The following is a 23,579-nucleotide window of genomic DNA, read 5'->3' as shown; positions in this document are numbered from 1 at the left end:
GTAGGCTCGAACAGGCCCCGGCCGGTTCGCTCGCAAGCTCACTCCCACAGACGGCCTGTTGTGAGAGCCCCGGCCGGTTCGCTCGCAAGCTCACTCCCACAGGTGGACCGGTCGAAGCCCCGGTCGGCTCCTTCGCAAGCTCACCTCCACAGACGGGCCCATCGAAGCACCGTAGCCCGGGTAAGCGAAGCGCACCCGGGGTCCTCTCCATCCGACTCGTGCACACCCCGTCGCCCCGGACTTGATCCGGGGCCCAGCGACTTTTCGGATACGGGAAGCGAAGCGCTCACGGGAGCGTGCAGGACGAAGCCGAATTCCCCGGGTGCGGCCTACGGCCTTACCCGGGCTACGCAACTAGAGGATGGACGCGAAGGCGCAAAGGAGCAAAGAGCGCAAGGAACGGCTTCAAGATTTACTTCGAGTTCTCCTGTCCTGAAGCGGACGCGCTCCGAAATCCGTCGCCCCGGACCTGATCCGGGGCCCAGCGACTTTGTAGCCCGGGTAAGCAAAGCGCACCCGGGGCCTTTCGGGCCGCGGAACCGTGCCCACTCACGGAATCAACGCTGCCGCAGCGCCCGCACCATCCAGCCGATCCCGAGCAGCGCGAGGACGGCCAGGTAGGCGGTGGCCACGGCGATGACGTTCAGGCCCATGCCTTCGATATCGAGGGTCCGGTGGAAGCCGACGATGATCGCGACCAGCGCGACGGGCGTCAGCACGAGCAGCAAGCGATCCAGCCCCGTCAGCGGCCCGCTCGCCGAGCGGGCATAGAGCCACATCAGGAATGCCACCACGGGCGCGGAGATCAGCAGGTCGACGAGGATCGATACATTCATTGGTGCTTGTCCTGTTCGATTGAATGACTGGAGGAAGCGCCGCGAGGCCGGGCGCAGAGCAGCGGCAGACTCCGACGTCGACGACGACCCCCGAACCATGCGGTTTGTGGGAGTGAGCTTGCGAGCGAATCCCGAACCGCCCGGTTTGTGGGAGTGAGCTTGCGAGCGAACCCCGGTGCCACCCTGCTCCGATCGCTCGCAAGCGCAACCCCACAGGATGTCCCCAGGTTTGCGCTGTTTCCTGTCGCAGTTTCGGTCGCGGTTCCGGACCGCAAGAACCGAATCCGGGCAGCGATTCGGGCGAACGAAACCTCGACGTCTCTGGATCCCGGGTCATGCCCGGGACGACGGAAGAACAGGCTTGCCGATCGGCCCTTCTCGCCCATCATCCAACCGATCGAAGCCGACGCTCGAGACGCGCCGCGAGCGCATCCCCGGCCCATACGCCCGCGGCCCAGCTGCCCAAGGATGCGAGCACGAACGCCGTCGAGGCCGCGAACGACGACTCCAGGAACGCGTCGGCCTGCAGGCTGAACATCGAGAACGAGGTCAGCCCGGCGAGCAGTCCCGGGATCACGAACAGCCGCTGCCGCGGTCCCGCCGCCAGCGCCCCGTCCGGTCCGCTCAGCGCGGCGTACAGGCCGATCGCGAACGCCCCGACCAGGTTTGCCGCGAAGACCGCGAACGCGCCACCGCCGAGGGCCTCCATCCCGAACCGCGCCAGCCCGCCGAGCGCGCTGCCGAGCCCGACCCAGGCGATGCGTTCCGCGAGCCCCGGGCCGGTCATGCCAGGCCCTGCCCGAGCCGGAACATGAACAGGCAGCCGAGCACCGTGACAAGGCCGTAGCCAACCCAGACGCGTCGGGTCGCCCGGCGTTGCCAGCTCTCGAGCACGAAGGCCGAGACCGTGGTAAAGCTGCCGAGTCCGGCGACCAGGCCGAGCCGGAGCGTTGCCGGTGCGGCGATCGACGAGGGCGCCGCCACCATGCCGAGCAGCAGGCAGCCGAGCAGGTTGACGATCAGCGTGCCGAGGGGCCAGCGCGGGTCCGTCCTGCGCGCTTCGGCGGCTGCAACCAGCAGGTAGCGGGCCATGCCGCCGAGCGCCGATCCGGCAGCGATGACCAGGCAGGCCGTCAACGCGTCGGAGGAGCCGGGCATGCTGTCAGGCAGCGGGATCGACGATCTCGAAGGCGAGACCGGGGAGTCCGTCGATTCTCGCCTCGACCCGGTCGCCGACGGTGAGCGGTCCGACCCCGGCGGGTGTGCCGGTGAACAGCACGTCGCCGGGATGCAGCGTCACTTCGCGCGACAGCCGGGCGATCAGTTCGCCGACCGGCCAGATCATGTCGCCGAGCGTCGCCTGCTGGCGGAGCCTGCCGCCGACCGCAAGCCTGATCGGGGTCGCGGGAGACGGACTCCAGTCGTCGGCCGACCGCCAGGGTCCGACCGGACCCGAGGCGTCGAAGCCCTTGGCCAGCGCCCAGGGCTGGCCGGCCTGCTTGGCCCGGGCCTGGACGTCGCGCCGCGTCAGGTCGCATCCGACCGCCCAGCCGACCACGCAGCGCAGCGCCGTGTCCGCGTCCAGGTCGCGCCCGCCCTGCCCCAGCAGCGCGACCAGTTCGACTTCGTGGTGCAACGCTTTCGTCGACCTCGGATACGGGATCGCTGCGGCCTGGACCAGCGCGGCGGCCGGCTTGGAAAAGAAGATCGGGTCCGCTGCGGCCGGGTCGGCACCCATCTCGCGCGCGTGCTCGGCGTAGTTGCGACCGACGCACCACGCGTGGCGCACTTGGAACGCGGTCCGATCCGGGCCGATCAGCTCGGGCGGGGTCCAGTCGGCGCTTCGGGTCACGGCTCCGCCCTAGCCAAGGGCGCGAATGCCGACGGCCTCGCGCAGTTCGCCGATGAACGGCGTGGCGACGTCGCGGGCGCGCTCTGCACCGCGTTCGAGTTCGCGCTCGATCTTCGCCGGATCGTTGATCAGCGCCTCGTAGCGCTCGCGGGGTGCTGCGAGTTCGGCGTTGACCAGCTCGAACAGCTGCTGCTTGACCTCGCCCCAGGCGATGCCGTCGGCGAAGGCCCGGCGCATCTCGGTCCGCTGCGCGGGGCTCGCGAACGCGGCATAGACCGAGAACACGCTGGCCTCGTCCGGGTCCTTGGGCTCGCCGGGCTCCTGGGAGTTGGTCTTGATCTTCATGATGGCCTTGCGGAGTTTCTTCTCCGGCAGCCACAGGGGAATGGTGTTGTCGTAGCTCTTCGACATCTTCCGGCCGTCGGTGCCCGGCAGGGTGGCCACGTGTTCGTCGGTCACCGCCTCGGGCAGCACGAAGTGCTCGCCGTAGCGATGGTTGAACCGCCCGGCGATATCTCGCGCCATTTCGAGGTGCTGGGCCTGGTCCTTGCCAACCGGCACGTCGTGCGCGTTGAACATCAGAATGTCGGCGGCCATCAGCACCGGGTAGCTGAACAGGCCCATGGTGATGCCGTAGTCCGGGTCCTCCCCGGCCGCCTCGTTCTCGGCCACCTGGGCCTTGTAGGCGTGGGCGCGGTTCATCAGTCCCTTGGCGCAGGCGCAGGTCAGCAGCCAGGTCAGCTCCGGAATCTCGGGGATGTCGGACTGGCGGTAGAACACGCTCCGCTGCGTGTCCAGCCCCAGAGCCAGCCAGGTCGCGGCGATCTCCAGCGTCGACCGGTGCACGCGTTCGGGCTCGAAGCACTTGACCAGCGCGTGGTAGTCGGCCAGGAAGTAGAACGAGTCCGTGCTCGCGTCGCGGCTGGACTCGATCGCCGGCTTGATCGCACCGACGTAGTTGCCCAGGTGGGGCGTGCCGGTCGTGGTGATGCCGGTCAGGACGCGCTTGCGTTGGCTCATCGGGCGGTTCCGGAGGAGGACGGGGAAGCGGCCTATTCTAGTCAATCCGGTGGCCCGGGGCCGAATCGGGAGGCGGATCCACGGCGGTCCCGATCAGGCGTCGTGCCGAAAGCCTCTAGAGGATGGACGCAAAGGCGCGAAGGGGCGACGGGCGCGAAGAAACGCATCTTCTATTGAGGAACGACAGAATAGGGTTCGACCTGAAGAACCGCAACAGCAGGAGCCGGCCCAGTGCACAGGCGGCTGGAGATCTCGTTCGAACATCAACGCCGACATCCGTCACGAACGGGCGGATCGCCGCAGGTCCAGACCAACGACCTTCTTCCTTCGCATCCTTCGCCCCTTCGCGCCTTTGCGTCCATCCTCTAAAGGACCAGGCCACCAGCTTCGGAACCTCCGAGTCAGTTCTCCGGTACGACCTGGACCGGCTGCATCTTGTCGTCGACCGCGACCATCACCAGCTCGCCCTGGATCGCCAGTTCCTGGGTCCCCGACAGCGGATCTTCGCGCAGGATCGAGACCGTGACGGTGACCGAGGTGTTGCCGACCCGGGTGACCTCGCCGATCAGCTCGACGATGTTGCCGCGGGGAATCGGGGTCTTGAAGTCGACCCGGTCCATCGAAACGGTGACCACCTGGCGCCGGGCGAAGCGGGTGGCGGTCAGGAACGCGACCTCGTCCATCCACTTCATCGCCGTTCCGCCGTAGAGCGTACCGATCGGATTCGTGTCCTGTGGAAACACCAGCTTGGTGATCCGCGTACGAGCGTGCTCGGTGCGTTCTTCGATGTTCATGGTCGGCTCGAAGGCAGGTCCAGCGTTCATTCTAGTGGCTCGGGCTCCGGGGCTTTGCCCGAGTTGCAGGCTGTAGCTGTCAGAGGATGAACGCGAAGGCGCGACGGGGCAAAGTGCGCGAAGAAGACCGCACGACTGGCCCCCCGTGGACCTGCAGGCCGCTCCAAGGAACCCGTCGTTCTGGACGTCGCGCGGTTCCGATCCGGAATCTCGTGACCGGGCCGTCAGCTCTGGACCCGTCGACATCCGATCTTTCATCGTTCCTTGAAACCGCAGGCCCCTGCTTTTTCTTCGCGCTCTTCGCCCCGTCGCGCCTTTGCGTCCATCCTCTCGAGAACCGGCCGAAAAAACCGGATCGAAGGCCGGGGCCAAAAAAAACCCCGGCAGGGCCGGGGTCAACAGGAGGCTTCTCGGTCGAGAAGTCGGAGGTCTGGTTCAGGCCGCTTCGGACAGGCCCTTCTCCAGGGCCGGCTCCGTGTCGAGCACGGCGGCCACGGCGTGGATGACGGATGCGATGCGGACCGCGTCCTGGATCGCCTTCGTGCTGACGCCGTGCTTGACCAGGATCTGCTCGTGGCTGTCGATGCACATGCCGCAACCGTTCACGGCCGAGACGGCCAGGCTGATCAGTTCGAAATCGGTCTTTTCGATTCCGGGGTTGCCGATCACCGTCATGCGCAGGCCGGCCGGCATCTTCGAATACTCGTCGTTGCTGGCCAGGTGCAGGAACCGGTAGTAGATGTTGTTCATGCCCATGATCGCCGCGGCGGCCTTCGCGCCCTTGAGCTGGGCCTCGTCCAGCTTCGCACCGGCCTCGGCGGCGATCGTCGAGATCAGGTCCTCGTTGCGAGCGGCGATGGCACTGGCCAGCGCGATGCTCCAGACCTGGCTTTCGTTGAGGGCGTCGTGCTGCTCTGCGTCGAGCACGTTGCCGAAATTGATCTTGAGGTCCCGGGCGTAGTCCGGAATCGTCTGCTTCAGGGTGTCGATGCTCATCGTTGACTCCTGCGTGAATCTGTCGAAGGGTTGGACGAAGAATAGGAGGAGCGCAACGACGCTCCATGGTTCGGGCGAAGTGAGTCCGCGTGGGAACGCACTGTTGCCGTCGGAAAATCGGTCTCGGATCAAGAACCGGCCGCCACGGGGGCGGCCGGTGGGTCGGCCCCTTCAGGAGTGAAACGAAGGGACGGTCGGGGACCCGGTGCGGCCGACGACGACGCCGGGCATCGGTCCCGGCGCCGATCGGACCGAATGGATCAGGCGGCCTTCAGGTGGTCGTCGCCCTTCTGCCAGTTGCACGGGCACAGCTCGTCGGACTGCAGCGCGTCGAGAATGCGCAGCGTTTCCTTCGGGTTGCGGCCGACGTTCATGTCGGTGACCGACACATGGCGGATGATGCCCTGCGGATCGACCAGGAAGGTAGCGCGGTTGGCGACGCCTTCTTCCGCGTGGAGGATGCCCAGCGATCCGGACAGTTCACGCTTGACGTCGGCCAGCATCGGAATCTTCAGGTCCTTCAGGTCGTCGTGGTTCTGACGCCATGCGAGGTGCACGAACTCGGTGTCGGTGCTGGCGGCCAGGACCTGGCAGTCGCGATCGGCGAACTCGTCGGACAGGTCGCTGAACGCCTTGATCTCGGTCGGGCAGACGAAGGTGAAATCCTTCGGATAGAAGAACACCAGCAGCCACTTGCCGCTGTAGGTATTGCTGTCGATATCGGCGAACCCGTTCTCGATGTCGGTTCCGACGGTGGCCTTCAGCTGGAAATTCGGAAACTTGTCTCCAATCGTCAACATATCGTTCAACTCCTTGAGTTTCAGGGCTTTGATTCGAAAAGGTATTTTTCAAACGACCCGGCGCTGTCCCGCGACCGGATGCCCATAAGGATAAGGACGATTTTCAATAATTCAAATTGATTGTCTTGATGCCCGCTATTTGTTTTGCCTATGAGGCCGCAATCCCCGCGGGACAGGGGCTGCAGGCCGGGCCGGAGGGTGGTCAGCCGCGCCCGGAACCGCTCCCGGGACGAGTCTTTTCCAGCGTCCGGGTCAATCCGGCGACCACGCCGCCGATGTCCGACAGTTCGGCGGGCAGGATCAGGGTGTTCGATTCCTGGGCCAGCTTGCCGAATTCCTTGACGTACTGTTCGGCAATGCGCAGCGAGACCGCGTCGGCCCCTCCGGGCTGATTGATGGCCGTGGCGATCCGCTCGATGCCCCTTGCGGTCGATTCGGCGATCAGCAGGATTTCCTCGGCGCGGCCCTTCGCCTCGTTGATCTGCTTCTGCATGTCGCCCTCCGAGACGTTGATCATTTCCTGCTTCATGCCCTCGGACACATTGATCTTCGACTCGCGCTCACCCTCGGACTGGGCCACCACGGCCCGCCGCTCGCGCTCCGCACGCATCTGCTTCTCGAGGGCATCGCGGATCGTCTCGGGCAGCACGATGTCGGCAACTTCGTAGCGGAGCACCTTGATGCCCCAGGGCTCGGAGGCTTCCGACAGCACCTCGACGACCTTCTCGTTGATGACCACCCGTTCCTCGAACGACTTGTCGAGATCGATCTTGCCGACCACCGACCGCAGCGTCGTCTGGGCCAGCTGGATCGCCGCATAGCGGTAGTCCTCGATACCGTAGGAGGCCAGCCGCGGGTCGATGACCTGCATGTAGATCACGCCGTCGACGTGGATCTGGATGTTGTCCTTGGTCACGCAGGCCTGCTGCGGAACGTCGATCGCCTGCTCCTTCAGCGTGTGCTTGTAGGCCACCTTGTCGATGAACGGGATCAGCAGGTGGAAGCCGGCGTCGAGCACGCTCTGGAACCGGCCCAGCCGTTCGACCACGTAGGCGGAGCGCTGGGGCACGATCTGGGCGGTCTTGACCAGCGCGACGACGACGATCAGCAGGACAATCAGCGAAAGCAGGGTCGGGAAATCCATGATGGGGCTCTCTCTCGGGTTCGGTCGGTAAAAGTCCGGGGTGGTTGTTCAGGCCGGTCCCGCGGGCGGCTGATGGCCGCGACGCGGGCCGTCGATCAGTCGGCGTCGGTGGGCGGGTCGGGTCGTTCCCGGGACACCCGCAGCGTGATGCCGCGGTGGCCGATGACCCAGGCGGTGTCGCCGATCGACAGCGGCGTGGCGTCCGGCTCGACCTCGGCCTTCCAGTCGACGCCGCTGAGCCGCACCCGGCCCACGCCGTCGACGAAGTCCGCGGTGACGGTCACCCGCTCGCCGCGGGCCTCGATGAGGTTGCGGTCGCCGTCCCAGCGGTCGGAGACGCTTCCGCGGAACCAGATCTTGACCTTCTCGCGGGCCAGCAGCAGCGACCCCAGGGACAGGATGGCGAACAGGACGATCTGCTCGGGCGCCGAGTTCAGCAGGCCGGCCGCGGTGGCCAGGCCGACCAGGAGGGCGCCGACCCCGAAGAAGACCGCGATGATGCCGGTGACGAAGAACTCCGACAGGACCAGCAAGGCCCCGAGGATCAACCAGAACCACGATGTTTCCAGCACGTCCGACTCCCTGCCCACCCGGCCTTCGATGACGAAAGTATAGGCGCATCGGACGCCGCCTTGATAGCCATGAGCAATGAACAAACGAATTTCCATTGCTGAGGCATAATGGAAGCCGGTCCGGACCCGGGAGCCTCCCGATGAACCTGCGCGCGCTGCAGTACCTCGTGACACTCGCCGACGTGCGCCATTTCAGCAAGGCCGCCGAGCGCTGCCACGTCAGCCAGCCGACGCTGAGTACCCAGATCCGCAAGCTCGAGGAGGAACTCGACGTGCTGCTGGTCGAGCGGTCGCCCCGCCAGGTGATGCTCACGGAAGTCGGTGAGGACGTGGTGCGAAGGGCGCGCGCACTGCTCGGCGAAGTCGACGCGATCCGGTCGATCGCCCGGCGCAGCCGGGACCCCCATTCCGGCACGCTGCGGATGGGCATCTTCCCGACGCTGGCGCCCTACTTCCTGCCCCACGTCGTACCCGCGATCCGCAAGGCCTTTCCCCGCCTGACGCTGCGCCTGTTCGAGGAGAAGACCGAAGACGTGCTGGCCATGCTGGCCCAGGGTCGGCTCGACGCCGGCCTGCTGGCGCTGCCCGTCGAGGGTGACTCCCTCGATACCCGCATCCTGTTCGAGGAACCGTTCGTGCTGGCCGTGCCCGAGGGCCACGCGCTGTGCAGCGCCGACAGCGTGAACCTGAGCGACCTCGAGAACCAGGAATTGCTGCTGCTCGAAGACGGGCACTGCCTGCGCGAGCAGGCGCTGGAGGTGTGCCAGCTCTCCGGCGCCCACGAACAGCTCGATTTCCACGCCACCAGCATGGAGACGCTGCGCCAGATGGTCGCTGCCGGGACCGGGATCACGCTGATGCCGGTGCTCGCGGTCAAGCCCCCCGTCGCGCACACGGAAAACCTGGTCACCCGCCCCTTCAAGGCGCCCGGACCGAAGCGCACCATCGCCCTGGTCTGGCGCAAGTCCTCGGCGGTGGCGGGCTTCCTGGAGGAGCTCGCCGACGTATTGCGGGAGATCGATCCGGAGCTGCTGGAACCATAGGGCGGGGGCAGGGACTAGGGGATAGGGGCTAGTCAAGCCTCCGGTCAACCATCGGTGCCTCGACCCGTCCCTGAGCCCTGATCCCTTTTCCCTTCAGAAGATGAGCGCGAAGACGCGAAGGCGCGAAGAGAAAGGCGGGAAACCTCGAAAACGTCCCCGAGTCTCGTAGCCCGGGTAAGCGCAGCGCACCCGGGGGATTGCACGACCCATACGAATGCCCCGGGTGCGGCCTGTGGCCTTACCCGGGCTACGCCACTACGATCCACGATCGGTGCCTCGACTAGCCCCCAGAGGCAGGGACGAGGGGCTAGGGCTCATGGGCTAGTGGATACCGCAACCCACGATCCGTGCCTCGACTAGTCCCTGACCCCTTTTCCCTGGTCCCTACTCCCTAGCCCCTCCCCGCCATCAGCCCCGCTGGTCGATCGGCGGGACGTCGCGGTCTTCGGGGCCGGTGTAGTCGGCGCCGGGGCGGATGATGCGGTTGTTCGCGCGCTGCTCCATCACGTGCGCGGCCCAGCCGGTCACGCGGGACATGACGAAGATCGGCGTGAACAGGCCGGTCGGGATGCCCATGAAGTGGTAGGCCGAAGCATGGTAGAAATCCGCGTTCGCGAACAGCTTCTTCTCGTCCATCATGATCTTCTCGACTTCTTCGGAGACGGCGAACAGGACTTCGTCGCCGACCTGCTCCGAGAGCTTGCGCGACCACTCGCGGATGATCGCGTTGCGCGGGTCCTTCTCGCGATAGACCGCGTGGCCGAACCCCATGATCTTTTCCTTCGCGGCGAGCATGCGGTGGACGTCTTCGCGCGCCTCTTCGACCGACGAGTACTTCTCGAGCATGGCCATGGCCATCTCGTTGGCTCCGCCGTGAAGCGGCCCACGCAGCGAGCCGATGGCGCCGGTGATGCAGGAATGCATGTCCGACAGGGTGGATGCGCAGACCCGGGCGGTGAACGTCGAGGCATTGAACTCGTGCTCGGCGTAGAGGATCAGCGAAACGTCCATGACGCGAGCATGCAGATCGGACGGTGATTCGCCGTGCAGCAGCTTCAGGAAATGCGCGCCGATGCCGTCCTCGTCGGATTCGGTCTCGATCCGGACGCCGTCGTGGCTGTACCGGTACCAGTAGGTGATCATCGACGGGAACGCCGCCAGCAGCCGGTCGGCCACGTCCTGCTGGTTCTCGAAGCCGTCCTCCGGCTCGATGTTGCCGAGGAACGAGCAGCCGGTGCGCAGCACGTCCATCGGGTGCGCCGAGGCCGGGATCCGCTCCAGGACTTCCTTCAGCGAGTCCGGCAGGCCGCGCATCGATTTCAGGCGCGCGGCGTAGGCGTCCAGCTCGGCCCGGCTCGGAAGCTCGCCCTTGAGGATCAGGTAGGCGACCTCGTTGAAGGTCGCGTTGTCGGCCAGGTCGTCGACGGCGTAGCCGCGGTAACGCAGGCTGTTCCCTGCCGCGCCGACGGTGCAGATCGCCGTCTCGCCGGCCGACTGGCCGCGCAGACCGGCTCCGGTCTTCTTGTCGCTCATTGGGATTCCTTGCTGAAAAGCTCGTCGAGTTTCTCTTCGAATGCGTAGTAGTCGAGGTAGCGGTACATCTCGTCGCGCGGCTGCATGATGTCGATCACGTCGCGCTGGTGGCCCTGCTCGAGCAGCGCCTTGTACACGGTTTCCGCCCCCCTGTTCATCGCGCGGTACGCACCGCAGCAGTACAGCACGATATCGACCCCGACTTCGCCGAGTTCGGGGGTGGAGAACAGGGGCGTCTTGCCGAACTCTGTGATGTTGGCCAGGATCGGCACGCCGACGGCCTCGCGGAAGCGCCGGTACTGGTCGAGATCCTGCATCGCCTCGGGGAAGATCATGTCCGCGCCGGCCTCGACGCAGGCCACCGCGCGCTCGATCGCCGAGTCCATGCCCTCGACGGCCAGCGCATCGGTCCGCGCCATGATCACGAAGTCGTCGTGGGTGCGCGCGTCCACCGCCATCCGGATCCGGTCGACCATCTCGGCCTGCGAGACGATCTCCTTGCCCGGACGATGCCCGCAGCGCTTGGTCTGGACCTGGTCCTCGATGTGCACACCGGCGGCGCCGGCCTTGTCGATCGAGCGGACCGTGCGGGCGATGTTGAACGCGCCGCCGAAGCCGGTGTCGGCGTCGACCAGCAGCGGCAGACTGCAGGCGTCGGTGATCCGGCGGACGTCGACCAGCACGTCGTCGAGGGTGCTGATGCCGAGATCGGGCAGGCCCAGCGAGTTGGCCGCCACCCCGCCGCCGGACAGGTAGATCGCCTTGTGGCCGATCTTCTCGGCCATCTTCGCGGTCAGCGCGGTGATCGTGCCGACCACCTGCAACGGCGCCTGCTCGGCGACCAGCTGCCGGAATCGGGCTCCGGGATGGGTGTGGGCCATGAACATGCTCTCGATCCGGGACAGCCCGACATTTTACACCCGCAGCCCATTCCCCGCGCACCGAGCTCAGGTCGCCTTCGCGGGCTCTGCGTCCGATTCCTTAGAGGATGGACGCAAAGCCGCAAAGGGGCCAAGAGCGCGAAGAAACTACAAGAAACTGCTGTACGCCGTTGTTCTTTAGCAATCCGATCAGAATGCAGACCAACGGCTCCACCCACCGCTATCGATTCGGCGGCTGCGACTCGTCGAAACGCGTTGTTTTCTTGCGTCCCTTTGCCCCTTCGCGCCTTGGCGTCCATCCTCCAGAGGACGTGCCGGAGAGACCGATCAACGTCTCAACGCGCGGGATGCGGACGGCGTCGGCGACGATGGCGAATTCGAAACCGTCCTCGAGGTCCGTTGCCGGCGCCTGGCCGAGGTCCTCGGCGTAGTGGGCGGCCTGCTCGGCGGTCAGCGCGCGACGCTCGAAGGTACCGGACAGGACGACCTGCTTGCCGGCCGCGTCGGTCGGGACGAAGAACGCGTAGTCGCGAAAGGTGACCCGGGCCGTGGCCTCGCCGTCGCGGGCGATGAGGAAGCAGCCCTTCTTGCGGCAGACCTCGACGATCTCGGCTGCCACCAGCACCTCGGTGCCCTGCAATCGATCGGCATCCGCGACCACCGCGGACAGGGTCCGGGCCTCGCCGTCCGGCAGCGGCGCCCCGAAATCTTCCCACTCGGCCGAGGCAGCGGCGGGCCGGGACAGACGGACCGGTTCGTCGGCGCCGGCGGAGGCAGCAAGCACGGCAAGGAACGAAACAAGGACTGAAAGGAAGACTTGGCGGAAGGCGTGCATCGCGGTCGCTCGGGATCGTGTCCAGCCGGATTCTACCCGCGCGGGGTCCCCGGCTTGCGTCGGCGGCGGCAGGTGCGACAATAGCGGGCTGTTGACCCGAACCCCCGGACATTCCATGGCCCTGCCCCGCACGCTGGCGCTCGCCGCGCTGGTCTTCTCCTCGCTGCTGATCCCGAGCTCTCCGACCATGGCCGACGAACTGACCCTGGAACGCATCTTCGCCTCTCCGGCGCTGGACGGCCCGACGCTCCGGTCGGTCCGGCTCGCCCCGGACGGCTCGCGCGTCACCTTCCTGCGCGGCAGCGACGAGGACCGCGACCGACTCGACCTCTGGGCCTACGACCCGGCCACCGACACGACCGCGGTGCTGATCGCCGCGAACGACATCCTGGCGGCACCGGCCGCGCTGTCGGACGAGGAAGAGGCGCGGCGCGAGCGAGCCCGTATCTCCGGCCTGTCCGGCATCGTCGAATATCGCTACTCGGACGACGGCCGCTACCTGCTGTTCCCCCTCGGCGGCGACATCTACGTCGCCGACCTGGCCGCGGACGCGCAGGCGGAAAGCGCGCCGGATCCTGCGGACGGCGCGGCCGAAGAAGACGCGGTGCGCGATGGCACGGAAGGCGTGGAACGGACCGCCGGGCCTGCCGACGAACGGGCCGGATCCGTTTCGACGCCGGATTCTGCGGGAATCCGGGTTCGCCAGGTCACCTCCGGAGCGCCCTTCGACCTCGATCCGCGGCTTTCGCCCGACGGTTCGAAGGTCGCCTTCGTCCGCGATCGGGACCTGTGGCTGGCCGACGTGGCCAGCGGCGAACTCCGGGCGCTGACCGACGACGGCGAAGGCCCCGTGTCCAACGGCATGGCGGAGTTCATCGCGCAGGAGGAAATGGGACGAGACCGCGGCTTCTGGTGGTCCCCGGACGGAGCGCACATCGCCTTCCTGCGGGTCGACGAATCGACGATCGAGCCGAGCCGTCGCTACGAGGTCGACGGCGATACGATCACCATGATCGAGCAGCGCTACCCCTATGCCGGCACGCCCAACGCCCGGGTCGAGCTCGGCGTGGTGACCGTCGAAACCGGCGACGTCCGCTGGCTGAACCTCGGCCCGGACTCCGACATCTACATCCCCCGCGTGGCCTGGCACCCGGCCGGCGACGCGGTGCTTGTGCAGCGCCAGTCGCGCGACCAGAAGACGCTCGAACTCCTGCTTCACCGGCTCGACGACGCCGAGCCCCGGCGCATCCTCACGGAGGATTCCGCAACCTGGGTGAACCTCCATGACGACCTTCGCTTCCTCGACGGCGGCGAGAGCTTCGTCTGGTCGTCCGAGCGATCGGGCTACCGCCACCTCTACCTCGTCGAGACCGCCACCGGCGAGACCCGCGCGCTGACCGCCGGGGACTGGCCGGTCGACGCCCTGGTCGCGGTCGACGAGGACCTGGGCCTGGTCTATTTCACCGCCGGCGTCGAAGGGCCGACCGAACAGCACCTGTATCGCCAGTCGCTGGCGAGCCAGGACCCGGAGGCCGTGCAGCGGATTTCGCGCCGGAGCGGCTGGCACGAGATCACCTTCGACAGCCAGGGACGGGTGTACCTGGACCTGTTTTCCAGCACCGAGCAACCGCCGCAGCTGTCGCTGCACTCCTCGGACGGCGACCGCCTGGCCTGGCTGGTCGAGAACCGCATTGACGACGATCATCCCTACGCGCCGTTCCTGGCCGATCACCGGCCCACCGAGTTCGGCGTACTGGCCGCCGAGGACGGCCTGTCGATGCACTACCGCGTGGTTCGGCCGGCAGGCTTCGATGCGGAAGGTACCGCGCAGTTTCCGGTCATTCAGTACGTCTACGGGGGACCGACCAGCCGCCTCGTCCAGAATCGCTGGGGCCGCCGTCACCTGATCGAGCAGTACTGGGCGCGCCGGGGCTACGCGGTGTTCTCGATCGACAACCGCGGCATCGAGGGCCAGGGCGTCGCGTTCCAGGCGCCCGTGTACCGGAACCTCGGCGTGCTCGAAGTCGTCGACCAGAAGCTCGGCACCGAGTGGCTCAAGGCCCAGCCCTGGGTGGACCCGGACCGGGTCGGTGCCTTCGGCTGGAGCTACGGCGGCTACATGACCCTGATGATGCTGATGCAGCACCCGGGCACATATGCAGCGGGCGCCTCGGTCGCGCCGGTCACCGACTGGGCGCTCTACGACACGCATTACACCGAGCGCTACATGGGCATGCCGCGAACCGAAGACGGCTCACCGGCCGAGGCCTACGAACGGGGCAACGTGCTGACCTACGCGAACGCCCTGTCGGATCCGATGCTGCTGATCCACGGCATGGCCGACGACAACGTCCTGTTCACCCACTCGACGATGCTGATGCAGCGGCTCCAGGAGGAGGCCATCGACTTCGACCTGATGACCTACCCCGGCGAGAAACACGCCATCACCGGCGACGGCCAGCGCCTGCACGTCTACCGCCAGATCGACCGCTTCTTCGACCGGCACCTGCGGCCGGGGGAGTAGGCTTCGATCCAGAGCTGGTGGCTGCGGCCTTTGGAGGATGGGCGCAAAGGCCGCGAAGGATTGAAGCAAGAGCGCGAAGAGAGATTCTGAAAAGGCGTTTTCCCGCAGCGACGCGGAGACGCAGAGAACGGCGGAAGCGATTGGTGATCCGGCCATACCTCTCATGGACGCCATCCCCTGTCGTCCCGGACTCGATCCGGGACCCAGTGTCTTTCGCCTCTATTCGAAAGCGTTGGAAACGTCTCCTGGATGATGGGCGCGAAGGCGCGAAGAGAAAAGCAAGGCTTGGGTGGGATGATCCCATAGGCGTTTTATCGCAGAGACGCGGAGACGCAGAGGACGGCGGAAGCGATTGGTGATCCAGCCATATCTCTCATGGACGCCATCCTCTGTCGTCCCGGACTCGATCCGGGACCCAGTGTCTTTCGCCTCACTCGAAAGCGTTGGAAACGTCTTTTAGATGATGTGCGCGAAGACGCAAAGACGCGAAGAAAAAAGCGAGAGAATCAGAGAAAACGTCACTGGACCCCGGCTCGAGGCCGGGGCGACGGGGTGGGTGAGCGGTTGCCTGTAGGAGGCCGCTTGCGGGCGAAGGATCGAAGCAAGAGCGCGAAGAATGCGCTCGCTCGTCCTGCCGTTCCTTGTCTCCCCGACCGCAACTTTTACCCCTGTCATCCCGGCCTCGAGCCGGCATACGGTGTCTTTGGAGTTCCGGTCACGGATCGCGCGTTTCGAAGGTAATCCGCTGCGGCTCACCGAGGCGGCACTCCCCTCCGACACAGATCGCTTGGGAACCTTCGGGCGGACCGGCACACGCGTATATGCAACCCATTCCGGTTTCCTGGTGCACCGCGTCCTTCATCTCCTCGATCAACTCGACCTGGTCCCTGGCGACGACGGAGTAGCAATCCAGCGGGCAGCCGAACGCATGGATCGTGCAGTCGGCATCCACGGAGCAGGCCGTGGCGGTGTCGACGAACTGCTGGATCGCGTCGTACCGGCCCCACTCCCGCTGGAACTCCCGGTCGCGGGCCTCCTCACTCCATTCCGCGTAGCGCCGGGAATCCGTCTGGGGGACGACCCAGGACGCCATGAGCACGAACAGGGCCAGCGTGATCATCAAGGCGATGAAGGCGGAGAAGGCCGTCCTCATTCGAAGCTCTCAGACGTCGGAGCTACAGTTGGCACGTAGAGATCTTCGAACGGAACGACGAACTGCCATTCCGCCGCATCGACGACGCAGCGATGCTCGACGCACCGGGCCCGCGTGCCAGGGGCGATTGCACGGCAAGTGTTGGCGCACTGGATACAGGAATCGGCCCTGAAGTCGGCGACCACATCCTGCAACTCGGCGACATCATCCAGTCGCACTGCGCTGAGACACTTGAAGGGACACCCGAACGATTCCAGCGTACAGTCCGCATCCGATGAACAGGCCGTTGCTGCCTCGATACGCGCCTGCACCTCCCGCGCTGCCGCCGCCCATCGTTCTTCCGTCGCGTACCGGCATTCGAATGTCACTCGATCCAATGCGACATTCGGCTCGATATCGTCCGCCACCGATAAAGTCGTGGTCACTGGGCCGGGCTGTACGACCCACGCCATGACCGCCACGCCGACGATCAGCAGGAGCAGACCCAGAACGAGTGAAAGGAAGTGACGCATCAATCGATGAGCCAAGAACCGAATTCTCGTCGCCTGAAGAGATACCGACCCGTCGTTCGCATGCCGTTCCCCCAGCCAGAACCACGCCTTCAGCCTAGCCGTGCCCGGCGGCGACGTCAACGAGACCATGAGAGGACGTCGGCTCGAGCGAATTTCCCGGGTGCGCTGCGCTTACCCGGGCTACGAAAAGCAAAGACACTGGGTCCCGGCCGATGGTCATGACAATCGGCCGGGATGATAAGTAGAGGGGTTGCTGTCGAAGTTCCTCTGCGTCTCCGCGTCTCTGCGAAAAAACGCCTTTCAGTTTCTCAGCGCTTACCCGGGCCAAGAAAACCAAAGACACTGGGTCCCGGATCAAGTCCGGGACGACAGGGATCGTGGTCGCGGCGAGGATGACAGCTGAAGAGGAGCCGTGCTGTTCCCCGGGTGCGCTGCGCTTACCCGGGCTACGCGAATCGTCTCGGAACTCGCCAACAAAGAGTGGTTTTCTCTTCGCGCCTTCGCGTCTTCGCGCTGATCTTCTAAAGGGAATTGCCTGCGCCCTCGAGCGAGACCGGAAATTCGCTGGGTCCCGGCCGATGGTCATGACAATCGGCCGGGATGATAAGTAGAGGGGTTGCTGCCGAAGTTCCTCTGCGTCTCCGCGTCTCTGCGAGAAAACGCCTTTCAAGATCCTTCTCGCGCCCTTACCGTCGGACTTGGCGCCGTTGCGTCCATCATCTAACGAGGCAGCCCCAACGCCCGATCGAAGCCAACTACTCGTGAATGTCGTAGCGGTCGTCGATGTAGTCGCGGAAGCGCAGGTACTCGCCCTGGAAGGTCAGGAAGAATTCGCCGGTGGCGCCGTTTCGGTGCTTGCCGATGATGATCTCGGCCTTGCCCTTGTCCGGCGAGTCCTCGTTGTAGACCTCGTCGCGGTAGATGAACAGGATCATGTCGGCATCCTGCTCGATCGCCCCTGATTCGCGGAGGTCGGCCATGACCGGACGCTTGTTCGGACGCTGCTCGAGGGCGCGGTTGAGCTGCGACAGGGCGATCACCGGCACCTTCAGCTCCTTGGCCAGCGCCTTCAGGGAACCGGAGATCTCGGAGATCTGGGTGGCGCGGTTCTCGTTGTTGCCCGGCGTCTGCATCAGCTGCAGGTAATCGATCAGGATCAGGCCGATGTCGTGCTCGCGCTTCATCCGTCGCGCGCGGGCGCGGAGTTCGGTCGGCGACAGCGCCGGGGTTTCGTCGATGAAGATGTTGGCTTTCTTCAACATGCTCATCGCCGACTGCAGGTTGACGAAGTCCTGGTTGTCGAGCTTGCCGGTGCGCAGCTTGTTCTGGCCGATCTGGCCCAGCGACGAGAACAGGCGCAGGACCAGCTGCAGGTCCGACATTTCCATCGAGAACACCGCGACCGGCACGTTGCTCTTGATTGCCGCCGCGGCGGCGATGTTCATCGAAAAGCTGGTTTTTCCCATCGCCGGCCTCCCGGCCACGATGATCAGGTCGGTCGGCTGCAGGCCGGCGGTGCGGCGGTCGAGTTCGGAGAAGCCGGTCGGCACGCCGGTGATGTCGCCCTCGTTGTCCTGCAGCTCGTTGAGCCGGTCCATGGCGCGCGACATCACATCCTTGACGTGCGTATAGCCGCTACCGCTGCTTCGCATGCCCTGCTCGGCGATGGCGTACATTTTCTGTTCGGCCGCTTCGAGGACTTCCTTGCTGCTCATGCCCTTCGGGTTCAGCGCCGAGTCGGCGACCTCGGTGCCGATCTCGATCAGCTGGCGCAGGATCGACTTCTCGCGCACGATCTCCGCGTAACCGAGAATGTTCGACGGCCCGGGCGTGTCGTTGGCGAGCATGGTCAGGTAGGCGCCACCGTCGACCCGGTCGAGCAGGTCGTGCTTGACGAACCAGTCGGCCACGGTGACGGCGTCGGTGGGCTGGTGATCCTCCTGCAGCTCGCCGATCGCGCGGTAGATCAGCCGGTGCGTCTCGCGGTAGAAATCGACCTCGTGGATCCTGTCGGCGACCTTGTCCCAGGCCGTCTCCGACAGCATCAGGGCGCCGAGCAGGCTCTGTTCGGCTTCGATCGAGTTCGGCGGTTGGCGCGGCGGGCTCAGCGGGGTGGGGAACGGTTCGGCCACGGTGGTCTCTGTGCTGGTGTTCGTGCGGTGGAACGCGGGATCGACGATTCGACACGTCGGGGCGAAGGATGCCGCCCCGGGGGCCGGTCGATCAGTCTAGCAAGTCATCGGCGCCGGTGCCGACTCTTTCCCGGCCTTCGATGCGAACGCGCCGGCGAGATACGAAACGAGCCCGGAAGGCCGGGCTCGTTTCGGGTTCAGCGATGTCGGCGGCCGATGGCCGGCGGTAATCAACCGGCGGCAGCTTCCTCGCCGACCACCACGATCTTGACCTCGGTCTGCACGTCTGCGTGCAGGATCAGGCCGACGGTGAATTCGCCGGTCTCGCGGATCGGGCCTTCCGGCTGGTCGACCTCGATCTTCTCGACCGGGTAGCCCATTTCGGTCAGGCGATCGGCGATCTCGCGAGCGCTGATGGAACCGTACAGGCGGCCTTCCGGCGACACGTTGACGTGGAACTCGACGGCCTCGACGCCTTCGATCGCCTCTCGGCGAGCCTCGGCGGCGGCCAGCTTCTCGTTGGCCTGGCGCTGCAGCTCCTCACGCTCGGCCTCGAACTTCTCGAGGTTGGCCTTGGTGGCACGGATGGCCTTGCCGCGGGGCAGCAGGAAGTTCCGGCCGTAGCCGGGCTTGACCGTCACGACGTCGCCGAGGTCGCCCAGGGCGTGCACCTTTTCAAGCAGAATCAGTTGCATGGGGCACCTCAGTGGTTGTCGGAGTAAGGCAGCAGGGCCAGGTAGCGCGCGCGCTTGACCGCGGTCGAGAGCTGGCGCTGGTAGCGGGCCTTGGTGCCGGTGATGCGGCTCGGGATGATCTTGCCGGTTTCACCCACGAAGTCCTTCAGCAGATCGACGTCCTTGTAGTCGACCTCGGTGATGCCTTCGGCGGTGAAACGGCAGTACTTGCGGCGGCGGAAGAATTTGGCCATGGATCAAGCCTCCTCGGATTCGCTGGCGGACGCCTTCTTCGTGTCGTCCGAATCGTTGTCGTTCGAGTCGTCGTCATCGTCGCTGCTGTCGCTGCGATCGTTGTCGTCGTTGTCGCTGCGGCGGCCGCCGCGGCGCGACTCGCGCTCGTCCTTCTCTTCCTTGCGCTTCATCATGATCGACGGCTCGCTGACCGCCTCGGAGCGCTTGACCGTGAGGTGGCGCAGGATGGCGTCGTTGAAGCGGAAGATGCTTTCCAGCTCGTCCAGCGTCTCCTTGTCGCACTCGATGTTCAGCAGCAGGTAGTGCGCCTTGTGGAGCTTGTCGATCGTGTAGGCCAGCTGCAGACGACCCCAGTCTTCCGACCGGTGGACCTGCCCGCCCTTGGATTCGACCAGCGACCGGTAGCGTTCCAGCATGCCGGGCACCTGCTCGCTCTGGTCCGGGTGGACCAGGAAAACGATTTCATAGTGTCTCAATGAACTCTCCTTCTGGTTGAACCGTCCGGGGCAACCGCGCCGCCGGACCGGTAAAGCCCCCGGTCGGCCGTGCGACCGCCGTGGAGCAAGGTCTGCGCAGAATCGCGCAAGCCGGCAAGTATAGCAGGATCAGTGAGTTGTGGACAAGGCCGAACGCTTCACGTTGCGTCGGGCCCGGCTAGCGACCGACGCGTTCCAGGCCGACCTGGAAGTCCTCGACCGCCAGGCCCAGCGCCCGGGCGCCCGTATCCGCCCAGGCCTGGCCGATCGGCGCGCCGGTCTCGGCGTCGAAGGCGCGCAGGCGCAGCAGCACCGCACCGTCGGCGCCCGGCCAGTACGGGGCCAGCTCGACCTCCACGCCCAGCGGCATGCCGGCCGCGTCGAGCAGCGCGGCGGACCGGCCGTCGGAAGTCAGCGCGACATCCTCGGCGCGGCGCCAGGCGTCGCCGCCGTCGTCCCGGCGCCCGGCCCATCCCCGGTAGCGATGCACCGGCAGGAACTCGATCACCCGGTCGTCGCCGCGCGAGGCGCCATCGGCCGCCACCACGCGGTCCGCGATCAGCAATCGCTCGCCGTCGAAGGCGATTTCCTTGACCAGCCCGACGTCCGCGTCGCCGCTCCCGAAGCGACAGGTCGTCGCGTCCGTGGTCAGGACCACGCCGTCGTCGCGGATCGTCCCGGTCAGCGGACAGTCGCCGACCGCTGCGTCGTCGGCACCGAGCGGCGCGAACACGCCCTCGACCCGGAACGGTACGGCCGTCGGCGCGATCGAGACCGCGAAGCGGCGTGCAGCCTCCCCGGCGGCCTGCTGGGCCAGCTCGATGATCACGGGAACGACGCCGGGCACGCTCTGGCGCCGGATCGTCAAGGCCACGGGCAGTGCCTCGCGGCCCGGCGACTGGCCGACGTAGCGCCCGATCAGGCGCTCGGCGACGATGTCCGGCCCCGGCTGCGACGGGTCGGTGGCCCGTTGCGGCGTGCCGGCGCATCCGACAAGCGCCGCCAGCGCGACGGCGGGCAGCAACCTCACGCGCGGCTGCCGCTCAGTCGCCACCGGCATCCGCCGTCGACGCGTCGGGCGGATTCGGGAATCCCGGCAACAGCAGGCCGGGATCGACGCGGGTCGATCCGAGGTTCATGCGCCAGTCCAGGTGCGGTCCGGTGACCCGGCCGGTGGCGCCGACCTCGGCGATCACGTCGCCCTGCTCCACCCGCTGGCCCTCTTCGACCAGGATGCGGTGCAGGTGCAGGAACGCCGAGCTCAGGCCCAGCCCGTGGTCGATCAGCAGCGTGCCGCCGGAGAAGTACATGTCGTCGTGGGCCAGGGTGACGATGCCGCCCGCCGGTGCGCGCACCGGGGTACCGGTCGGCGCCGCGATGTCGATCCCCCAGTGGGGGCTGCGCGGTTCGCCGTTGAGGATGCGCTGGGAGCCGTAGACGCCGGTGATCGGCCCCGTCAGCGGCCAGACGAAGCCGTGGGCGAAGTCGGTCCGGTCATCGACCCGCTCGCGCGCGGCCCGCGTCATGGCGGCTTCGGCGCGAATCCGCTCCAGCGACTCGGGGTCCGGCGTGACCTTCGACGGCGGCAGGCCGTCGATCCGCTGGATTTCGAACTCGCGTTCGGCGGGGACCAGGTCGCGCTCGTAGCGCTCGCCGTCCGGTGCAATCACGGTCAGGGTCTTCGCGGCCGCTTCGTCGCGCGCGAAACCGATCAGGAACCGGCCGTCGGCGCTGCGAGCCAGCGGCTCGCCGTCGAGCAGAACGCGATGGTCGGCCGGTGCCTCGCCGAACAGCAGCCCGCCCTGGACGAGTTCGCCGGTCAGGGTCGGGACCTGCCCCGCGGCCGGCCCCACGCAGGCCAGGAACGCGATGCAGATCAGCAGCCTACGCATCGCTGCTCGACCGAAGGATGAGCTCCTGGCCGGGGCGCAGCACGCTGTCGTCGTCGAGATCGTTCAAACGCATCAACTGCTGCAGCCCGACCTGGTGACGGCGCGAGATGTTCCACAGGGAATCGCCGCGGCGAACCACGTAGCGGGTCGGCTGCGCGGCCGGCGGCGGCTGGCGTCCGGTCTCGATGACCAGGCGCTGGCCGGGCCGGATCAGGTCGTTCGATCCCAGGCCGTTCATGCGCTGCAGCTCGCGCACGCCGAGCCCGTAGCGCCGCGCGATGACCCAGAGGCTCTCGCCCGAGCGCACGCGGTGGATGAAGCGGTCGGTCGGCAGCAGCTGCTGCTGCAGGGCGACCAGCTGGCGATAGCCCTCGGCGTAGGCGGGCTCGGTCGAGGGGCTGTCGACGTCGATCGCCCCCGGCAGGCGGAGCGTCTGACCGGCCACCAGGCGGTCGCTGGTCAGGCCGTTGGCCCGCTTCAGGTCCGCCACGGTGGTGCCGTGGCGTCGCGCCAGCACCGAGAGCGAATCGCCCCGCCGGACGCGCACCTGCTGCCAGTCGACGGGCGCCTCGGCCGGCAGGTCCGACAGCGCGGCCTGCGCCCGGTCGAGATCGTCGATCGGCACGACCAGGTAGTGCGGCCCCGACGGCGGCGTTCGATGCTTGTTCAGCCCCGCGTTGAGGCTCACCAGCTCGGCCAGGTCGAGTTCGGCACGGAGCGCGAGCGCGACCACGTCGACCGGCCCGTCCAGGTCCAGCCGTGCCACGCGCGGCTCGTCGAGCAGCTCGGGCAGCTCGAAGCCGTAGCGCTCCGGCGCCTGGACCAGGCAGCCCAGGCCCTTGAGCTTGGGCACGTAGCCGCGGGTCTCGCGCGGCAGCGGCAGTTCGTCCCAGGACGTCCCGCGGCCCCGGGCGGCGTTGCGGCGCATCGCCCGCATCACACGGCCCTGGCCGGCGTTGTAGGCGGCGACCGACAGCGGCCAGTCGCCGTCGAACAGGCCGTTCAGGTATTCCAGGTAGTCCAGCGCCGCGGCAGTCGATGCGACGAAGTCACGGCGACCGTCGTACCAGTCGTTGATCTCGATGCCGAAATCGCGTGCGGTCCCGCTGAGGAACTGCCACGGGCCGGCGGCGCGGCTGTGCGAATAGGCGAAGGGGTCGAAGGCACTCTCGACCACCGGTAGCAGGGCGAGCTCGCCGGGAAGGTCGCGGGCCTCGACTTCGTTGGCGATTTCGTGGATCCACGGCTGGGCGCGTACGAACACGCGTTCGAGGTAGTCGTCGTTGTCGGCGTACCAGCGAGCCCAGCGGGCGGCGCTGCTGTCGGCCGGACAGTCCGAGAGGGCGAAGCGATCGACCAGCCGCGGCCAGACCGACACGGGAACGGTGTCGCCGGGCGTGGGCACCGTGCGCTCCAGCGCCAGGCGCTCGAAGGCCTCGTCGACGGCCTGGAACGGGTCCGACGGCGACGGTTCGACTTCCGAGATCGCGGCCGGACGATCGTCGACGGGCTCGTCGCGGGTCTCGACCGCGCAACCGGCCAGGACCGCCATCGCGAGCAGGGAAATTCCGGCCCGGAACCGGCGACCGGTCCGGCGGTTTGTTAAAAATTCGTTGTGATTCACAGGCATGCGGGTTCTTCTTACCCCTTCGTCA

24 protein-coding genes are annotated in these 23,579 nt (G+C 66.7%); 2 read left to right on the top strand and 22 right to left on the bottom strand.

The features are described from left to right. Nucleotides 1-557: 557 nt before the first annotated feature. From KUV67_11525 to KUV67_11480, 10 genes are all read right to left on the bottom strand, one after another. Nucleotides 558-836 carry a hypothetical protein gene (locus tag KUV67_11525; GenBank protein MBY6205512.1) on the bottom strand — a complete coding sequence of 93 codons (279 nt, stop codon included), beginning with the start codon at nucleotides 834-836 and terminating at the stop codon, nucleotides 558-560. 385 nt (nucleotides 837-1,221) lie between these two features. After that, nucleotides 1,222-1,623 (bottom strand): CrcB family protein, encoded by a 402-nt coding sequence (locus KUV67_11520; GenBank protein ID MBY6205511.1) that lies wholly within the window; start codon nucleotides 1,621-1,623, stop codon nucleotides 1,222-1,224. Beyond that, nucleotides 1,620-1,994 (bottom strand): CrcB family protein, encoded by a 375-nt coding sequence (locus KUV67_11515; protein MBY6205510.1) that lies wholly within the window; start codon nucleotides 1,992-1,994, stop codon nucleotides 1,620-1,622. The genes KUV67_11520 and KUV67_11515 overlap by 4 nt, the downstream gene beginning before the upstream one ends. 4 nt (nucleotides 1,995-1,998) lie before the next feature. Then, nucleotides 1,999-2,688, bottom strand: coding sequence for a fumarylacetoacetate hydrolase family protein (locus KUV67_11510; GenBank protein ID MBY6205509.1), 690 nt, complete (start codon nucleotides 2,686-2,688; stop codon nucleotides 1,999-2,001). A 9-nt stretch (nucleotides 2,689-2,697) separates the two neighbouring features. Continuing rightward, nucleotides 2,698-3,708, bottom strand: coding sequence for a tryptophan--tRNA ligase (locus KUV67_11505; GenBank protein ID MBY6205508.1), 1,011 nt, complete (start codon nucleotides 3,706-3,708; stop codon nucleotides 2,698-2,700). A gap of 401 nt (nucleotides 3,709-4,109) precedes the next feature. Continuing rightward, a complete protein-coding gene (locus KUV67_11500) occupies nucleotides 4,110-4,502 on the bottom strand; it encodes an acyl-CoA thioesterase (GenBank protein ID MBY6205507.1) in 393 nt (130 codons plus the stop codon). A gap of 435 nt (nucleotides 4,503-4,937) precedes the next feature. Further along, the gene (locus KUV67_11495) at nucleotides 4,938-5,498 is read right to left on the bottom strand and encodes a carboxymuconolactone decarboxylase family protein (protein ID MBY6205506.1); all 561 of its coding nucleotides are present in this window, start codon (nucleotides 5,496-5,498) and stop codon (nucleotides 4,938-4,940) included. A gap of 260 nt (nucleotides 5,499-5,758) precedes the next feature. After that, a complete protein-coding gene (locus KUV67_11490) occupies nucleotides 5,759-6,298 on the bottom strand; it encodes a peroxiredoxin (GenBank protein MBY6205505.1) in 540 nt (179 codons plus the stop codon). Between the two features lie 202 nt (nucleotides 6,299-6,500). Then, nucleotides 6,501-7,442 carry a paraslipin gene (locus KUV67_11485; protein ID MBY6205504.1) on the bottom strand — a complete coding sequence of 314 codons (942 nt, stop codon included), beginning with the start codon at nucleotides 7,440-7,442 and terminating at the stop codon, nucleotides 6,501-6,503. Nucleotides 7,443-7,537: 95 nt separating this feature from the next. After that, entirely contained in the window at nucleotides 7,538-8,110 is a 573-nt protein-coding gene (locus KUV67_11480) for an NfeD family protein (protein MBY6205503.1), read from the bottom strand. A gap of 44 nt (nucleotides 8,111-8,154) precedes the next feature. Here KUV67_11480 and KUV67_11475 point away from each other — a divergent pair, with 44 nt between their 5' ends. Then, nucleotides 8,155-9,057, top strand: coding sequence for a LysR family transcriptional regulator (locus KUV67_11475; protein MBY6205502.1), 903 nt, complete (start codon nucleotides 8,155-8,157; stop codon nucleotides 9,055-9,057). Nucleotides 9,058-9,465: 408 nt separating this feature from the next. Here the strand turns inward: KUV67_11475 and prpC are convergent, their stop codons facing one another. From prpC to KUV67_11460, 3 genes are all read right to left on the bottom strand, one after another. Next, nucleotides 9,466-10,590 carry a 2-methylcitrate synthase gene (prpC, locus tag KUV67_11470; protein ID MBY6205501.1) on the bottom strand — a complete coding sequence of 375 codons (1,125 nt, stop codon included), beginning with the start codon at nucleotides 10,588-10,590 and terminating at the stop codon, nucleotides 9,466-9,468. After that, nucleotides 10,587-11,471, bottom strand: a complete 885-nt coding sequence (gene prpB / locus KUV67_11465) for a methylisocitrate lyase (protein MBY6205500.1) — start codon at nucleotides 11,469-11,471, stop codon at nucleotides 10,587-10,589. The genes prpC and prpB overlap by 4 nt, the downstream gene beginning before the upstream one ends. A 220-nt stretch (nucleotides 11,472-11,691) precedes the next feature. Continuing rightward, the gene (locus KUV67_11460) at nucleotides 11,692-12,255 is read right to left on the bottom strand and encodes a DUF4920 domain-containing protein (GenBank protein MBY6205499.1); all 564 of its coding nucleotides are present in this window, start codon (nucleotides 12,253-12,255) and stop codon (nucleotides 11,692-11,694) included. A 166-nt stretch (nucleotides 12,256-12,421) separates the two neighbouring features. Between KUV67_11460 and KUV67_11455 the strand changes: the two genes are divergently transcribed. After that, nucleotides 12,422-14,830, top strand: a complete 2,409-nt coding sequence (locus KUV67_11455; protein ID MBY6205498.1) for a S9 family peptidase — start codon at nucleotides 12,422-12,424, stop codon at nucleotides 14,828-14,830. Nucleotides 14,831-15,545: 715 nt separating this feature from the next. On the opposite strand, the gene KUV67_11450 is transcribed toward KUV67_11455, so the two are convergent. From KUV67_11450 to KUV67_11410, 9 genes are all read right to left on the bottom strand, one after another. After that, nucleotides 15,546-15,983: a hypothetical protein gene (locus tag KUV67_11450; GenBank protein ID MBY6205497.1), complete on the bottom strand. Its 438-nt coding sequence runs from the start codon at nucleotides 15,981-15,983 to the stop codon at nucleotides 15,546-15,548. Then, nucleotides 15,980-16,624 (bottom strand): hypothetical protein, encoded by a 645-nt coding sequence (locus KUV67_11445; GenBank protein MBY6205496.1) that lies wholly within the window; start codon nucleotides 16,622-16,624, stop codon nucleotides 15,980-15,982. The genes KUV67_11450 and KUV67_11445 overlap by 4 nt, the downstream gene beginning before the upstream one ends. A 626-nt stretch (nucleotides 16,625-17,250) precedes the next feature. Continuing rightward, nucleotides 17,251-18,627, bottom strand: coding sequence for a replicative DNA helicase (gene dnaB / locus KUV67_11440; protein MBY6205495.1), 1,377 nt, complete (start codon nucleotides 18,625-18,627; stop codon nucleotides 17,251-17,253). A gap of 230 nt (nucleotides 18,628-18,857) precedes the next feature. Further along, on the bottom strand, nucleotides 18,858-19,322 hold the full coding sequence (rplI, locus tag KUV67_11435; GenBank protein MBY6205494.1) for a 50S ribosomal protein L9: 465 nt from the start codon (nucleotides 19,320-19,322) through the stop codon (nucleotides 18,858-18,860). Between the two features lie 8 nt (nucleotides 19,323-19,330). Further along, nucleotides 19,331-19,555 (bottom strand): 30S ribosomal protein S18, encoded by a 225-nt coding sequence (rpsR, locus tag KUV67_11430; GenBank protein MBY6205493.1) that lies wholly within the window; start codon nucleotides 19,553-19,555, stop codon nucleotides 19,331-19,333. A gap of 3 nt (nucleotides 19,556-19,558) precedes the next feature. Continuing rightward, nucleotides 19,559-20,032 (bottom strand): 30S ribosomal protein S6, encoded by a 474-nt coding sequence (gene rpsF / locus KUV67_11425; protein ID MBY6205492.1) that lies wholly within the window; start codon nucleotides 20,030-20,032, stop codon nucleotides 19,559-19,561. Between the two features lie 178 nt (nucleotides 20,033-20,210). Further along, the gene (locus tag KUV67_11420) at nucleotides 20,211-21,062 is read right to left on the bottom strand and encodes a hypothetical protein (GenBank protein ID MBY6205491.1); all 852 of its coding nucleotides are present in this window, start codon (nucleotides 21,060-21,062) and stop codon (nucleotides 20,211-20,213) included. 13 nt (nucleotides 21,063-21,075) lie between these two features. Continuing rightward, complete coding sequence (locus tag KUV67_11415) at nucleotides 21,076-21,924, bottom strand: M23 family metallopeptidase (GenBank protein ID MBY6205490.1); 849 nt, start codon at nucleotides 21,922-21,924, stop codon at nucleotides 21,076-21,078. Then, nucleotides 21,917-23,554 carry a LysM peptidoglycan-binding domain-containing protein gene (locus KUV67_11410; protein ID MBY6205489.1) on the bottom strand — a complete coding sequence of 546 codons (1,638 nt, stop codon included), beginning with the start codon at nucleotides 23,552-23,554 and terminating at the stop codon, nucleotides 21,917-21,919. Before KUV67_11410 ends, KUV67_11415 begins: the two co-directional genes overlap by 8 nt. Nucleotides 23,555-23,579 lie beyond the last annotated feature (25 nt).

The sequence above is a fragment of the Halomonas denitrificans genome, from assembly GCA_019800895.1.
Lineage (GTDB): Bacteria > Pseudomonadota > Gammaproteobacteria > Xanthomonadales > Wenzhouxiangellaceae.
The sequence above is the reverse complement of the archived record's forward strand: the minus strand, read 5'-3'. Positions and strand labels throughout refer to the sequence as shown.